At 57.5% G+C, this 13,291-nt stretch carries 13 protein-coding genes; 8 read left to right on the top strand and 5 right to left on the bottom strand.

The window, feature by feature from the left end:
* Positions 1-59 precede the first annotated feature (59 nt).
* On the top strand, positions 60-1,739 hold the full coding sequence (locus ABI171_RS15745) for an AMP-binding protein (RefSeq protein WP_348093474.1): 1,680 nt from the start codon (positions 60-62) through the stop codon (positions 1,737-1,739).
* A gap of 21 nt (positions 1,740-1,760) precedes the next feature.
* Positions 1,761-2,528: an SDR family NAD(P)-dependent oxidoreductase gene (locus ABI171_RS15740; protein WP_348093473.1), complete on the top strand. Its 768-nt coding sequence runs from the start codon at positions 1,761-1,763 to the stop codon at positions 2,526-2,528.
* A gap of 48 nt (positions 2,529-2,576) precedes the next feature.
* Here the strand turns inward: ABI171_RS15740 and ABI171_RS15735 are convergent, their stop codons facing one another.
* Positions 2,577-3,029, bottom strand: coding sequence for a thioredoxin family protein (locus tag ABI171_RS15735; protein WP_348093472.1), 453 nt, complete (start codon positions 3,027-3,029; stop codon positions 2,577-2,579).
* A 251-nt stretch (positions 3,030-3,280) separates the two neighbouring features.
* Here ABI171_RS15735 and ABI171_RS15730 point away from each other — a divergent pair, with 251 nt between their 5' ends.
* Both ABI171_RS15730 and lolD read left to right on the top strand, forming a co-directional pair.
* Positions 3,281-4,546, top strand: coding sequence for a lipoprotein-releasing ABC transporter permease subunit (locus ABI171_RS15730; protein WP_348093471.1), 1,266 nt, complete (start codon positions 3,281-3,283; stop codon positions 4,544-4,546).
* Positions 4,539-5,258, top strand: coding sequence for a lipoprotein-releasing ABC transporter ATP-binding protein LolD (gene lolD / locus ABI171_RS15725; RefSeq protein WP_348093470.1), 720 nt, complete (start codon positions 4,539-4,541; stop codon positions 5,256-5,258). The genes ABI171_RS15730 and lolD overlap by 8 nt, the downstream gene beginning before the upstream one ends.
* A 22-nt stretch (positions 5,259-5,280) precedes the next feature.
* On the opposite strand, the gene ABI171_RS15720 is transcribed toward lolD, so the two are convergent.
* Positions 5,281-6,180 carry a YihY/virulence factor BrkB family protein gene (locus ABI171_RS15720; RefSeq protein ID WP_348093469.1) on the bottom strand — a complete coding sequence of 300 codons (900 nt, stop codon included), beginning with the start codon at positions 6,178-6,180 and terminating at the stop codon, positions 5,281-5,283.
* 21 nt (positions 6,181-6,201) lie between these two features.
* Complete coding sequence (locus ABI171_RS15715) at positions 6,202-6,699, bottom strand: hypothetical protein (protein WP_348093468.1); 498 nt, start codon at positions 6,697-6,699, stop codon at positions 6,202-6,204.
* A 166-nt stretch (positions 6,700-6,865) separates the two neighbouring features.
* Here ABI171_RS15715 and rpsO point away from each other — a divergent pair, with 166 nt between their 5' ends.
* Positions 6,866-7,135: a 30S ribosomal protein S15 gene (gene rpsO / locus ABI171_RS15710; RefSeq protein WP_014007042.1), complete on the top strand. Its 270-nt coding sequence runs from the start codon at positions 6,866-6,868 to the stop codon at positions 7,133-7,135.
* 364 nt (positions 7,136-7,499) lie between these two features.
* Positions 7,500-9,632: a polyribonucleotide nucleotidyltransferase gene (pnp, locus tag ABI171_RS15705; RefSeq protein WP_348093467.1), complete on the top strand. Its 2,133-nt coding sequence runs from the start codon at positions 7,500-7,502 to the stop codon at positions 9,630-9,632.
* Positions 9,633-9,873: 241 nt separating this feature from the next.
* On the opposite strand, the gene ABI171_RS15700 is transcribed toward pnp, so the two are convergent.
* A complete protein-coding gene (locus tag ABI171_RS15700) occupies positions 9,874-10,953 on the bottom strand; it encodes an NAD(P)/FAD-dependent oxidoreductase (RefSeq protein WP_348093466.1) in 1,080 nt (359 codons plus the stop codon).
* Positions 10,954-11,160: 207 nt separating this feature from the next.
* The gene (gene fdxA, locus ABI171_RS15695) at positions 11,161-11,484 is read right to left on the bottom strand and encodes a ferredoxin FdxA (protein WP_348093465.1); all 324 of its coding nucleotides are present in this window, start codon (positions 11,482-11,484) and stop codon (positions 11,161-11,163) included.
* 309 nt (positions 11,485-11,793) lie between these two features.
* Here fdxA and ABI171_RS15690 point away from each other — a divergent pair, with 309 nt between their 5' ends.
* Positions 11,794-12,732 carry a cation diffusion facilitator family transporter gene (locus ABI171_RS15690; RefSeq protein ID WP_348093464.1) on the top strand — a complete coding sequence of 313 codons (939 nt, stop codon included), beginning with the start codon at positions 11,794-11,796 and terminating at the stop codon, positions 12,730-12,732.
* A gap of 206 nt (positions 12,733-12,938) precedes the next feature.
* Positions 12,939-13,291 (top strand): hypothetical protein (locus tag ABI171_RS15685; protein WP_348093463.1); only part of this gene is annotated, 353 nt, incomplete at its 3' end.

The following is a 13,291-nucleotide window of genomic DNA, read 5'->3' as shown; positions in this document are numbered from 1 at the left end:
TCATGACAACATAACAAGAGCCGGCCAAGCCAGCCATTTTAAGTTAGAGGAGAACATTCATGTCATCTGGTTTCCCAACTGCGACCAATGCAGTCCCGGACTATGCGCAGTTCTATGCAGACTTCAACATCGACAGCGTCGCTGCCGAGCTTGCAGATAACCTGCAAACCGGCGTCAATGCCTGCGTCGAATGTTGCGACCGCCATGCCACGCCTGGCCGTATTGCCTTGAATTGGGAGGGCAAGGATGGCAGCAGCGCCCGTTATACCTTCGCTCAGCTCAAGGAATTGTCTGGACGTTTTGCTAATTTCCTGAAGGCGCAGGGCGTACAGCCGGGCGACCGTGTCGCCGGCTTGCTGCCGCGTACGCCGGAATTGCTGGTGGCGATTCTCGGCACCTGGCGCGCTGGCGCGGTGTACCAGCCGCTGTTCACGGCGTTCGGATCGAAATCGATTGAGTACCGGGTGGCCGCTAGCGAAGCCAAGCTGGTCATCACGGACGCCGATAATCGTCACAAGTTGAAGGAAGTACCCGCATGTCCGCCGGTCATGACGGTTCAGGGCGAGAGCGCGCTGGAAGCGGGGGATTTTGCTTTCTGGGCCGAGATAGATCGGCAGCCGGCCGAGTTTGAGCCAGTCATGCGCAAGGCCGATGATGCCTTCATCATGTTGTTTACTTCGGGCACCACCGGCCCGGCCAAGGGCGTTGCGGTGCCGTTGCGGGCGATGCTGTCGTTCTATGTCTACACCCGTTATGCGGTCGACCTGCGACCGGAAGATTCGTTCTGGAACATCGCCGATCCGGGCTGGGCCTACGGCCTGTATTACTGCGTGACCGGACCTTTGATGATGGGGCACGCCATCACTTTCTACGAAGGTTCTTTCACGGTGGAGAGCACCTACCGGATTATCGAAAAGTACGGCATCACCAACCTGACCGGCTCGCCAACCGCCTACCGCATGTTGATTGCTGCCGGTGCGGAAGCAGCGGCGCCGATCAAAGGGCAATTGCGCGCGGTCAGCAGCGCCGGCGAGCCTTTGAATCCGGAAGTGATACGCTGGTTCCACGAGCATCTGGACTGCCTGATCAACGACCATTACGGCCAGACCGAAACCGGCATGGTGCTGTGCAACCACCATGGCTTGCAGCACGAGGTGCACATGGGATCGGCCGGCCTGGCCATGCCGGGCTACCGGCTTGCCGTGATCGACGATGATGAAAACGAGCTGGGCGTCGGCCAGTCGGGCGTGCTGGCGATAGACCGCCCGCGCTCGCCGATCTACTGGTTCCAGGGATACTGGCAACAAGATACCAGCCATAGCGGGAATGACGACCGCGGCCCGTATTACGTCACCGGCGATACCGTGGAGCTGAACCAGGACGGCAGCATCAGCTTCATAGGCCGCGGGGACGATATCATCACGTCTTCCGGTTATCGCATCGGGCCGTTTGACGTCGAAAGCGCGCTGCTGGAACATCCTGCGGTAGTCGAGGCGGCGGTGGTCGGCAAGCCCGACCCGGAGCGCACGGAACTGGTCAAGGCCTTTGTCGTCTTAAACAAGGATTACCCGCCCAGCGCGGCGCTGACGGAAGAATTGCAGCAATACGTCAAGCGCCGGCTGGCGGCGCATTCCTATCCGCGCGAAATCGAATTTTTGACAGAATTACCCAAAACCCCCAGCGGCAAACTGCAGCGCTTCATCTTGCGCAACCAGGAAATCGCTAAAGCTAAACTGTAAAGAAGAAAAGAGAAGAGAAATATGCAAATCGAAAATAATGTATTCCTGATTTCCGGTGGCGGTTCCGGTCTGGGCGCGGCGACCGCTGCCATGTTGGTGCAAGGCGGTGCCAAGGTGGTGATCGCAGACATCAACAAGGAAGCCGGCGCAGCGCTGGCGACGCATCTCGGCGCCAATGCCCGTTTCGTGGCGACCGATGTGTGCAGCGAGTCCAGCGCCCAGGAAGCAGTGAATACCGCGCTGACGGTGTTTGGCGGCTTGCATGGTTTGATCAGTTGCGCCGGCGTGGCGCCGGCCAAGCGTATCGTCGGCAAGGAAGGCCCGCATGCGCTGGAAGATTTCAGCCGCGTGATCCAGATCAACCTGATCGGTACCTTCAACATGATGCGCCTGGCCGCGGATGCGATGAGCAAGGGCGAGCCGAATGCAGACGGCGAGCGCGGCGTGGTCATCAACACTGCTTCGGTGGCGGCGTTCGACGGCCAGATCGGCCAGGCGGCTTATGCGTCATCCAAAGGCGGGGTGGTGGCGTTGACATTGCCTGCAGCACGCGAACTGTCGCGCCACGGCATCCGTGTGATGACGATTGCGCCGGGCATCATGGAAACCCCGATGTTGCTGGGCATGCCGGACGACGTACAGGAAGCGCTGGGGAAGATGGTGCCGTTCCCGCCACGCCTGGGCAAACCGGCGGAATTTGCGGCATTGGTGAAAACCATCGTCGAGACGGTTTACCTGAACGGGGAAGTGATCCGCCTGGACGGCGGTATCCGGTTGGCGCCGAAATAATTGCTTGAAACGGGCCGGATCGGTATCGACTGATCCGGCCCGCAAATCCTAGCGCTTTACGATTTCCTTGTTGAAGAAATCATAAATCCCATTCTCGCCCATGCGGCGGGCATCGGCCAGTTCGCCGGCCTTGGTTGAATAGATGATCTTGTTGTCGGGGCTGAGCAGCACTGCCGCCGGAATGCCCTTCTTGATCGGGTTGCCGTAAGACTGCGCAACATCGAGATTCTTGTCAAAATTGCCGACATCGACTTTCACCAGAATGAATTTACCGTCGATCAGCGCTGCGCTCTTGCCATGCAAGGCCTTGTCCAGCTCGCGGCAATCGGTGCACCAGTTGGCGCCGAACACCAGAATCACTTGCTTGTGGCTGGCCTGCGCCTCGCTCAATGCCTGGCCGACATCGGCCTTGGCGTCGGCTTTTTCATCGTAGGGCAGATTTGCCGCGGCTACCGCCTGCGCCAGTAACAAGCCCAGGCACAGCGCAAAGAATTTTTTCATGATGTAGTCCTCATTGGTTCTGGTTGGAGAAGCATCCGTCATTGGCCGGATGTTTTCAAATATTGTCGGCTTGTCGCCTTGTTTCCGAGAGTATATTTCGTTTTGGTAATTGACGGCGCCGTCCTGATTTTTGGCTCCGTTTGTTATTGAACGATAACGCATTCTCCGGATCAGAGTATGCGCATTCAGCGGCAAAGCCCCGTAAATCTGCCAATTATGGCAAACTGCGGGCTGATTTCGGGAGCCTCGCATTGAGCATCATGAAAAATTTACCCTTTGAGTGGCTGGTCGGCATTCGCTATACCCGTGCGGGCAAGCGTAGTGGCCGCAACAGCTTTATTTCCTTCATCTCGCTGATTTCGATGGCCGGCATCGCCTTGGGCGTTGCCGCGCTGATCGTGGTGCTGTCGGTGATGAACGGGTTCCAGAAGGATGTGCGCGACCGCATGCTGTCGGTGCTGGCGCATATCGAGGTGTTCGATGCTTCCGGCTCCATGCCGAACTGGGAAGACGTCGCCAAGCAAGCCTTCAAGAACAAGGAAGTGATCGGCGCCGCGCCGTATGTCGATGCGCAAGCGATGCTGGTGCGCGATGGCGTCTTGCGTGGCGTGGCGATACGCGGCGTGTTGCCGTCTGAAGAGCCGAAGGTGTCGGACGTCGCCAAGAAGGTCACGCAAGGCAATTTCAATGACTTGAAGCCGGGCGAATTCAATATCGTGTTGGGCATCGAGCTGGCGCACGCATTGAGCGTCGGCGTCGGCGACAAGGTGACGCTGATGGCGGCGCAAGGGCAGGTGACGCCGGCCGGAGTGATTCCGCGTTTGCGGCAATTCACGGTGACGGGGATTTTCGAAGCCGGCCATTATGAATACGATTCGACCCTGGCTTTCATCCAGCTGGAAGATGCGGAAAAGATGTTCCGCCAGAATTCACCGTCCGGTGTGCGGCTGAAGGTGACCGACATGCTGGAAGCGCCGCAGATCGTGCGACAGCTGGCGACCACGCTGCCGCCCAATCTGTACTTGCGCGACTGGACCCAGCAGAACAGCAACTGGTTCGCGGCGGTCAAGACCGAGAAACGCATGATGTTCATCATCCTCACCCTGATCATCGCAGTAGCCGCTTTCAACCTGGTGTCGACGCTGGTGATGACGGTGACCGACAAGCAGGCTGACATAGCAATCCTGCGCACCCTGGGCGCATCGCCTGGTTCGATCATGAAGATTTTCATGATCCAGGGCGCGCTGGTGGGGCTGATCGGCACCGCCATCGGGGTCGGTTTCGGGGTGCTGGTGGCGCTGAATATCGACGTCATCGTGCCGTTCATCGAAAACCTGCTGCACGTGCAGTTCCTGCCGAAGAGCGTCTACGTGATCACTGAATTGCCGTCAGACCTGCGCTGGCCGGATGTCGGGACCATCGGCGGCGTCGCCGTGGTGCTGGCTTTCCTGGCGACTTTGTACCCGAGCTGGTGGGCCGCCCGGGTGAAACCTGCTGAGGCATTGCGTTATGAGTAATACAATTAATTCAAACAATACGAGCAATAATCCGGTGGTTCTTTCCTGCCGCGGCCTGGGCAAGACTTTTACCCAGGGCAGTTATTCGGTCAAGGTCTTGAGCGGCATCGATATCGATGTCGCCAAGGGCGAGCAAGTCGCCATCGTCGGCGCTTCCGGTTCCGGCAAGTCGACCCTGCTGCATTTGCTGGGCGGGCTGGATACGCCGACTGCCGGCAATGTCAGCCTGCTGGGCAAGGACTTTACAACCCTGGGTGAAAAGACCCGTGGCGATTTGCGCAATAACGCGCTCGGTTTTGTTTATCAGTTCCATCATCTGCTACCGGAATTTTCGGCGTTGGACAATGTCGCCATGCCGTTGATGATCCGCCGCCTCAAGCGCAGCGATGCGCAACAGCAGGCGCGCGAGATTCTGGGGCGGGTGGGTTTGTCGGAGCGCGTTATCCACGTGCCGGGCGAGTTGTCCGGCGGTGAACGCCAGCGGGTGGCGCTGGCGCGGGCGCTGGTGACCAAGCCGGCTTGCGTGCTGGCCGATGAACCGACCGGCAACCTGGACCGGGCAACGGCGCAGATGACCTTCGACCTGATGCTGGAGCTGTCGCAGACGCTGGGCACAGCGTTTGTGATCGTCACCCATGACATCGAACTGGCGCGCCGCTGCGGCCGCATCCTGCGCTTGTCAGAGCGCGGGCTGGAGCCGTATCAGGATTAAAGCGCAGTAGTTTGAATTGCAGTCAGGAAGCCGGCGTCGCGAGATTGCCAGCTTTTTTATTCTGCTCTTGCAAGCTGCCGAAAAACAGCGCGTACTGGCGCGTGAACTGGGCGCCGAAAAAGAAAACCTGCGCCGAATAGTAAATCCACAATAGCAACGCAATCACCGAGCCGGCTGCGCCATAGCTGGAGGCGACGCCGCTGTTGCCGAGGTAGATGCCGATCAGGTATTTTCCCAGCACGAACAGGGCGGCGGTACCGATCGAGCCGATCCAGACATCGCGCCACGGCAGTTTGGTTTGCGGCAGCATCTTGTAGATCGAGGCGAACAGGCTGGCGATCACGGCAAACGCAAACAGCTGCGACAGCGGCGAAAAAATCATCGTCACGCTGACCCATATGCCGCCAAGATATTTGGACAGCAGCGCCAGCGCCGCGCTCACCATCAGCGAGGTCAGCAGCAGGAAGGCCAGCACCAGGATCAGCCCGAACGATAGCAGGCGGGTACGTATCAGCGACATGATGCCGGACTGGCGGGTGCGTTCGACGTACCAGATCTCGTCCAGGCTATCCTTCAGTTCGGAAAACACGGTGGTGGCGCCGACCAGCAGCACGATCACGGCGATCAGCGCGGCTATCGGGCCGGACTGGTTTTTGTGGGCCGCCGCCAGCAACAGCTGGATGGCGTCGGCGCCGGTCGGGCCGATCAGGCCTGAGAGTTGTCCGAAAATCTCCCCGCGCGCCGCCTGTTCGCCGAAGACCGCGCCGGCAATCGCGATCACCAGGATCAGCATCGGCGCCATCGAGAACAAGGTGTAGAAGGCGAGGGCGGCGCCTTTGCTGCCGGAACGCTGTTTGATCCATTCCTGCAAAGTGCTGGAAAGCATCGCCTGGACACGCCTGCGTTCGGGGAGTTTGATCATGTATGCGGCCTTGTTTTAAAGTTACCTGCCGAAGCGGCTGTGTTCAAAGCGCGGGTCGGGTCCGTTTTCCAGCTTGCGCACGATGCCGCTGTCGTCGAAATATACAGTCATCTCCGAGTTCCAGACGCCGGCTTCCTTGTAGGCGTAGTTCCAGCCGTTGAGCTTGACCCGGTCGTAATAGATGGTTTCAAAAGGCTTGCCTATGGTGCGCAGGACGTCAGCCTGGTTGAACTGGTTGACCTTGATGGTGGCGAATTTCTCCAAGGTCAATACTTGCTCATAAGAAATCAATTTATGATCAGTACCGATCTTCGCCATATAGGTCGCCTGGCCGAACGGGCCGCGTGCATATTCCAATAATACATCATTGCCGTCTTGATAAGTCCCGGTGGGTTTGCCCAGGCGCGCCAATACCTGCGCTTCCGGCTCGCCCGGATTGACAGGCGGCGCCAATAGCGAAGCGCAGCCGCCAAGGCTGAGCAGCAAGCCGGCTAGCAGGGTGGGTAAGAGTTGCTTCATGGCTATACTCCAAAATAGTTTGTTGTTAGTGTGGCGCTAAGTATTTGAATCAGCAGGTTTTTTGCTATATACTGCGCGTCTGGTCAACTTTTGACCGGATTTTTTAATTGTTTGTTCACGGTGCATAGGGTTACGTACTCTGTACACCGCTTGTGAAAGGTAAAGCATGACTATCGAAAAAACAGCCAAGGCCGCTATTATCACTGATAATGCGCGCGGTCAAAACGACACCGGCTCCCCGGAAGTGCAAGTTGCGCTGCTGACAGCCCGTATCAACGACCTGAACGGTCACTTCAAAGCCCACGCCAAGGATCACCATTCCCGCCGCGGCCTGATCATGATGGTTAACCGTCGTAAAAGCCTGCTGTCCTACCTCAAAGGTAAGGACCTGAACCGTTACCGCTCGCTGATCGAAAAACTCGGCTTGCGTAAGTAATAGTCAGTGCGACCCATCGTCGGCCGACGTTATTTTTTGCGACATCCTGTTTCGATATTTCGCGACGATGTCCGTGGTCCGTCGATGCGTTGAAAAAAATGCCTGTATCAGTCTCTGATGCGGGCATTTTTGCTTTTGGCGGCAGCTTTTTTTGCTGCTTGTCCGCACAAGTTTCACGAAGTTAGTCTTAAGCAAGGAGACGGCAATTCATTGGCGGCAGCCAGCGATGAATCGTCAGTGGTGAGGTGAACGACAGCGCCTGAAAATCTGTCGGCAAATAAACAATTGCGGGAAAGAGTTTAAGAGTCGCAAGCGTTAGCTTGAGGCGAATTACTCAGTCCCCAACTGATGAGAGGGATATATTGTGTTTAATAAAGTTACGAAGACGTTCCAGTATGGTCAGCACCAAGTCACGCTGGAAACCGGCGAGATCGCTCGCCAAGCCTCCGGCGCAGTGCTGGTATCGATCGAAGATACCGTTGTGCTGGCTACCGTTGTGGCACGCAAAGATGCCAAGCCAGGTCAGGATTTTTTCCCGCTGACCGTTGATTATGTTGAAAAAACTTACGCTGCCGGCCGTATCCCGGGCGGTTTTTTCAAGCGCGAAGGCCGTCCTTCGGAAAAAGAAACCCTGACATCGCGCCTGATCGACCGTCCGATCCGTCCGCTGTTCCCGGAAGGTTATTTGAATGAAGTGCAAATCATCATTCACGTGCTGTCGGTTAATCCGGAAATCGATCCAGATATCGCCGCCATGATCGGCGCTTCGGCTGCCCTGTCGGTTGCCGGTCTTCCTTTCGCCGGCCCGGTCGGCGCTGCGCGCGTCGGTTATATCGACGGCCAGTACGTATTGAACCCGACCACAACGCAGCTGAAGACATCGGCCATGGACCTGGTGGTTGCCGGTACTGAATCCGCCGTGCTGATGGTGGAATCGGAAGCCAAGCAATTGTCGGAAGAAATCATGCTGGGCGCTGTGGTGTTCGGTCACGAGCAATCGAAGGCGGTTATCGACGCGATCCATGAACTGGTGCGCGACGGCGGCAAGCCTGAAGTCGAATGGAGCCCGGCGCCGAAGAACGATGCGCTGATCGCGCGCGTTGCGCATTTCGGTGAAGCCAAGCTGCGCGAAGCTTACCAGACCAAAGACAAGCAAGCCCGCACCACCAAGCTGAAAGACGCTACCGCAGAAGTCAACGCTGCGTTGGCTGCTGAAGCTGCATCGATTGGCGGCACCGCACCTGATTCGTCGGAAGTCAGCGGCATCCTGTTCGATCTGGAAGCCAAGATCGTCCGTTCGCAGATACTCGAAGGCGAGCCACGCATCGACGGCCGCGATACCCGCACCGTGCGTCCGATCTCCATCCGTACCGGCGTTTTGCCGCGTACCCATGGTTCGGCGCTGTTCACCCGTGGCGAAACGCAAGCGTTGGTAGTCGCCACGCTGGGCACCGCACGCGACGAACAAAAAATCGATGCGCTAATGGGCGAGTACTCTGACCGCTTCATGCTGCATTACAACATGCCACCGTTCGCTACCGGCGAAACCGGCCGCGTTGGTACACCAAAGCGCCGAGAAATCGGCCACGGCCGTCTGGCCAAGCGCGCACTGCAAGCTGCATTGCCTGCGCCGGAAGATTTCAGCTACTCGGTGCGCCTGGTATCGGAAATCACCGAGTCCAACGGCTCGTCGTCGATGGCTTCGGTCTGCGGCGGCTGCCTGGCGTTGATGGATGCCGGCGTGCCGATGCAAGCGCACGTGGCCGGTATCGCCATGGGCCTGATCAAGGACGGCAGCAAGTTTGCGGTTCTGACAGACATCCTGGGCGATGAAGATCACCTCGGCGACATGGACTTCAAGGTAGCTGGTACAGCCAACGGTATCACTGCATTGCAGATGGATATCAAGATCCAGGGCATCACCAAGGAAATCATGCAGGTCGCGTTGGCGCAAGCCAAAGAAGGCCGTATCCATATCCTCGGCAAGATGCAAGAAGCGGTACCGCACGGTAAAACCGAGCTGTCCGATTTCGCACCTCGCCTGATCACCGTCAAGATCAATCCGGAAAAAATCCGTGACGTGATCGGCAAGGGCGGCGCTGTGATTCGTGCGCTGACTGAAGAAACCGGCACCCAGATCGATATCAGCGACGAAGGCGTCGTGACTATCGCGTCGGTGGACGCTGCTGCAGGCCAGGAAGCCAAGCGCCGCATCGAAGAACTGACTGCTTCGGTTGAAGTGGGCAAGGTCTACGAAGGCACTGTACTGAAGCTGTTGGACTTTGGCGCGATCGTGCAAGTATTGCCGGGCAAAGACGGTTTGCTGCACATCAGCCAGATCGCCAATGAGCGCGTGAATGCGGTTGCCGACTATCTGAAAGAAGGCCAGCAAGTGCGCGTCAAGGTTCTGGAAACCGATGACCGCGGCCGTCTGAAACTGTCGATGAAGGCTGCTCAGGCTGACGAAGGTAGCGAAGCTGCTCCGGCAGCGCAGTAATTTAGCTGCTTGAAAAACGCCCTGGATGCGAATGCATCCAGGGCGTTTTTTACGTTTACCGATAAGAAATCTTGAAGGATGAGGTGATTGCTTGGATTAATCGACTCATGCCATGAGGTGAAAATCCTGCGGAAGCGGTTCATCTGAGAACGGAGCGGCTGTTTTTCCTATCTCGCAGCAATAAAAAAACTGCCCGGGAATTGCTTCGCGGGCAGCTTTTAATTGTCGAACCAGAATTTACTTAATCAAACACTGGCGATTCCACACCCAGAATCTTGTGCAGCTTCGGCGATGTGGTGGTGTATTGCATGTGGATCTTCTTGTCCGGGAAGATGTAAGGCGCTGCGCCGAACGCAGCCAATGCCGCTTCATGGAAACCCGACAGTATCAGTTTCTTCTTGCCTGGATAAGTGTTGATGTCGCCCACCGCAAAAATGCCCGGGATATTGGTTTCAAATTTCTCGGTATCGACCACGCGCAACTGCTTGCGCTCGATATCCAGGCCCCATTCAGCGATCGGACCGAGTTTCGGCGACAGGCCGAAGAACACCAGCAGGGTATCCAGCGGCAGGCGGCGGGTGACGCCGTCCGGGCCGGTGACCTTGATTTCGCTCAGCTTGCCGTCCTTGGCTTCGTGGCCGGTCACCTGGCCGACCAGGAATTGCATTTCATAGGCTTCGCACAAGGCTTTCATCTTGGCGACCGAAGCCGGCGCGGCGCGGAATTCTTCGCGACGATGCAACAGGACCACGGATTCAGCCTTGCCGACCAGGTCCAGCGCCCAGTCCAGCGCGGAATCTCCGCCGCCACAGATCACCAGGTTCTTGCCGTGGAATTGCACAGGGTCTTTGACGCGGTAGAACAGCTGCGAATTGTCGAACTGGTCGATGCCGTCGACCTTGATGGTGCGCGGCTGGAACGAGCCGACGCCGGCGGCGATGAAGATGGTCTTGGTGATGAAGCGTGCGCCGGCCGAGGTTTCCAGGTCGAAGCGGTTGTCTTCGCGGCGCGCTACCAGCGTGACTTCCTGGTTCAGGTGGAAAGTCGGTTCGAACGGCGCGATCTGCTTGAGCAGGTTGTCGGTCAGTTCCTGGCCGGTGCAGACTGGCACGGCCGGGATGTCATAGATCGGCTTGTCCGGATACAGTTCTACGCATTGGCCGCCGACCACTGGCAGCGAGTCGATGACATGGGCCTTGATTTCCAGCAGGCCGAGTTCAAAGACCTGGAACAGGCCAACCGGACCGGCGCCGACGATGACGGCATCGGTCTCGATAACCTGGTTGGCGGAGTTGACTGTTGTTGCGAGGGTGGTATCCATACGACGATCTGATTCCTGTTTCAGTGGGGTCCCCCAAAACGCCGCGGCTGTTTGCCAGCGATGGCTGCGACGGCGATTGGATTGAATTGTTCGCGTTGTTGTGGCGATAAGTACTGCACTATGGCTGGGGGCAATGGCCTGGCTCAAATCGGACAACTGGCGCTGCTGATGCCCGGGCCGCCGATGGTTTGGCGGCTTGGGTGCGGCTTAGCGTTGTAGAAATTCCAATTTTTCTTTCACATCTTTCCATTCTTCGGCTTCGGCCAAAGGGGCGATGGTCTTGGTGATCGATGGCCAGTGGCGCGACAAGTCTTCATTCATCTTGATGAATTGCTGTTGGTCGGCCGGTACATCTTCTTCAGCATAGATGGCGTTGACCGGGCATTCGGCGACGCATACCGCGCAATCGATGCATTCGTCAGGGTCGATCGACAGGAAATTCGGGCCCTGGCGGAAGCAATCAACCGGGCACACATCCACGCAGTCGGTATAGCGGCAGCGAATGCAAGATTCGGTCACAACGTGGGTCATAACAACAGTCCTATCTGTAAATAATGGTCTTGATACTGGTTTTGAGGCGGTGCCAGGGTACTTTCGGGCCATTGCTACCCAATATATTTACCCAGCCGCAAAGCCTTGTATTTTAAGGTAATTCGGGTTTTCTCACAAACTGCTGTTATATAGAATCCATATAAGCAAATGTGAAATTCACATTAACGGCAAATCTGCCGATTTCGCAGTTCCACCACATTCGCCGCCAGCATTTCAGCTAAGCCCGGATCGCTTGCATGAACTTGCCAAACTGGCTATCGTGAGGGCCTTTGTTGCTACGGAATAATTATGTCATCTTCGAATGAAAGCTCCACCAAGGCCATCTTTTATGCCCTGGGCGCCAATGGCGGCATCGCACTGGCGAAATTTGCCGCCGCCACCTATACCGGCTCGGGCGCGATGCTGGCGGAAGCTATCCATTCGCTGGCGGACTGCACCAACCAGGTGTTTTTGCTGATCGGTTTGAAAGAGGCAAAGAGGCCGGCCAACGCTTCCCATCCCATGGGCTATGCAAGGGTGGTGTATTTCTGGGCGATGATGGTGGCCCTGCTGTTGTTTTTTGTCGGTGGTGCGTTTTCCGTGATGGAAGGCATCGAGCACCTGAAGCATCCGCAATCGATCAGCACGCCATGGATTGCCCTGGGCGTGCTGGGCGTGTCTGTGGTGCTGGAGGCTTTTTCCCTGCGTGGCGCCATGGTGGAAATCCGCAAGATTTCGTCAGGCAAGCCCTTTATGCAATGGTTCCGCGAAACCCGGCAATCGGAACTGATGGTAGTGGCAGGGGAAGATATTGCCGCGCTGGCTGGGCTGGCGCTGGCGTTTGTCGCCGTCTCGCTGACAGTCATCACCGGCAATCCGCTATGGGATGCCTGCGGCACGATCGCGGTCGGTATCCTGCTGATGATTGTGGCTGTGGCGGTGATCCGCGAAGTCAAGGCAATGGTTACCGGCGAGTCGGCGGCGCCTGAAGTGCACGCCGCCATCAAGGCGCATATCGAAGCCGAAGCTGACGTCGCCAGCGTCAGGAACCTGATCTCGATGCAGTGGGGCGAGCAAGTGATGATCGCGGTGCAAGCCGTGATGCGGCCGCAGCCTTCGGATGTGGCGCTGGTGGATGCCATCAATCGTATCGAGGCCGGCATCCAGCAACGCTGGCCCCAAGTGCACTGGTGTTTCTTCGAGCCCGATCACGCGCCGCCGACGCCATCTGCGGTGAAAAGCCTGTAAATATTTCGGTGGCAACGCGATGGGTGAGCTAGAATTGTCACGTTGCCATCTCATCTGGAGATGTTTGTCCTAAGCTTTGCCAGCCATATAGCCAAACGAAGATCTTTGATTTTTGTACGACAAGCGACGCCAATCTGCGTACCCCGCGTGTCTCAGGCACTACCGCGCGGCCGATACTCCACCCTTTTGATCCACGGAGGATTGCCATGAACCAGCGTTTCCCATTTCTTTTTCGTTTGCTGCCGATTGCCTTGATCGGCATGTCGGCGTTGTCGGCTCACGCTGCCGGCCCGCTCGCTATTCCCAACGGCGTCATCCAGTCAAATGCAGCAGCCGCCGGCACTAGTTTCAACAGCCTGTCCGCCGAAGACCGCAAGAAATTGCTGGCGGCGCCGGAAAGCGACCTGCCGTCAAACGCCGCCGGAGGCGGCATGAATTTAAATAACGATCGCCATTGCATCGAGCTGCAGCAGCAAATCAACCGCGCCCAGACTGCCGCACCGGCCAGCCTGCCGGATTCCTATGCGCAAAGAATCGCGCGTAACGATCCCGGCCGGCC

The organism is Collimonas sp., from assembly GCF_039923675.1.
In the GTDB taxonomy this organism is placed as follows: domain Bacteria; phylum Pseudomonadota; class Gammaproteobacteria; order Burkholderiales; family Burkholderiaceae_D; genus Collimonas.
Note: the sequence above shows the minus strand (reverse complement) of the source record. Positions and strands in the feature narration are given on the sequence as shown.

Excerpts from the sequence above, each read along its gene's own strand:
- ABI171_RS15745 (WP_348093474.1), top strand. The coding sequence starts at position 60 with ATGTCATCTGGTTTCCCAACTGCGACCAATGCAGTCCCGGACTATGCG.
- ABI171_RS15740 (WP_348093473.1), top strand. The coding sequence starts at position 1,761 with ATGCAAATCGAAAATAATGTATTCCTGATTTCCGGTGGCGGTTCCGGT.
- ABI171_RS15735 (WP_348093472.1), bottom strand. The coding sequence starts at position 3,029 with ATGAAAAAATTCTTTGCGCTGTGCCTGGGCTTGTTACTGGCGCAGGCG.
- lolD (WP_348093470.1), top strand. The coding sequence starts at position 4,539 with ATGAGTAATACAATTAATTCAAACAATACGAGCAATAATCCGGTGGTT.
- ABI171_RS15720 (WP_348093469.1), bottom strand. The coding sequence starts at position 6,180 with ATGATCAAACTCCCCGAACGCAGGCGTGTCCAGGCGATGCTTTCCAGC.
- ABI171_RS15715 (WP_348093468.1), bottom strand. The coding sequence starts at position 6,699 with ATGAAGCAACTCTTACCCACCCTGCTAGCCGGCTTGCTGCTCAGCCTT.
- rpsO (WP_014007042.1), top strand. The coding sequence starts at position 6,866 with ATGACTATCGAAAAAACAGCCAAGGCCGCTATTATCACTGATAATGCG.
- ABI171_RS15700 (WP_348093466.1), bottom strand. The coding sequence starts at position 10,953 with ATGGATACCACCCTCGCAACAACAGTCAACTCCGCCAACCAGGTTATC.
- fdxA (WP_348093465.1), bottom strand. The coding sequence starts at position 11,484 with ATGACCCACGTTGTGACCGAATCTTGCATTCGCTGCCGCTATACCGAC.
- ABI171_RS15690 (WP_348093464.1), top strand. The coding sequence starts at position 11,794 with ATGTCATCTTCGAATGAAAGCTCCACCAAGGCCATCTTTTATGCCCTG.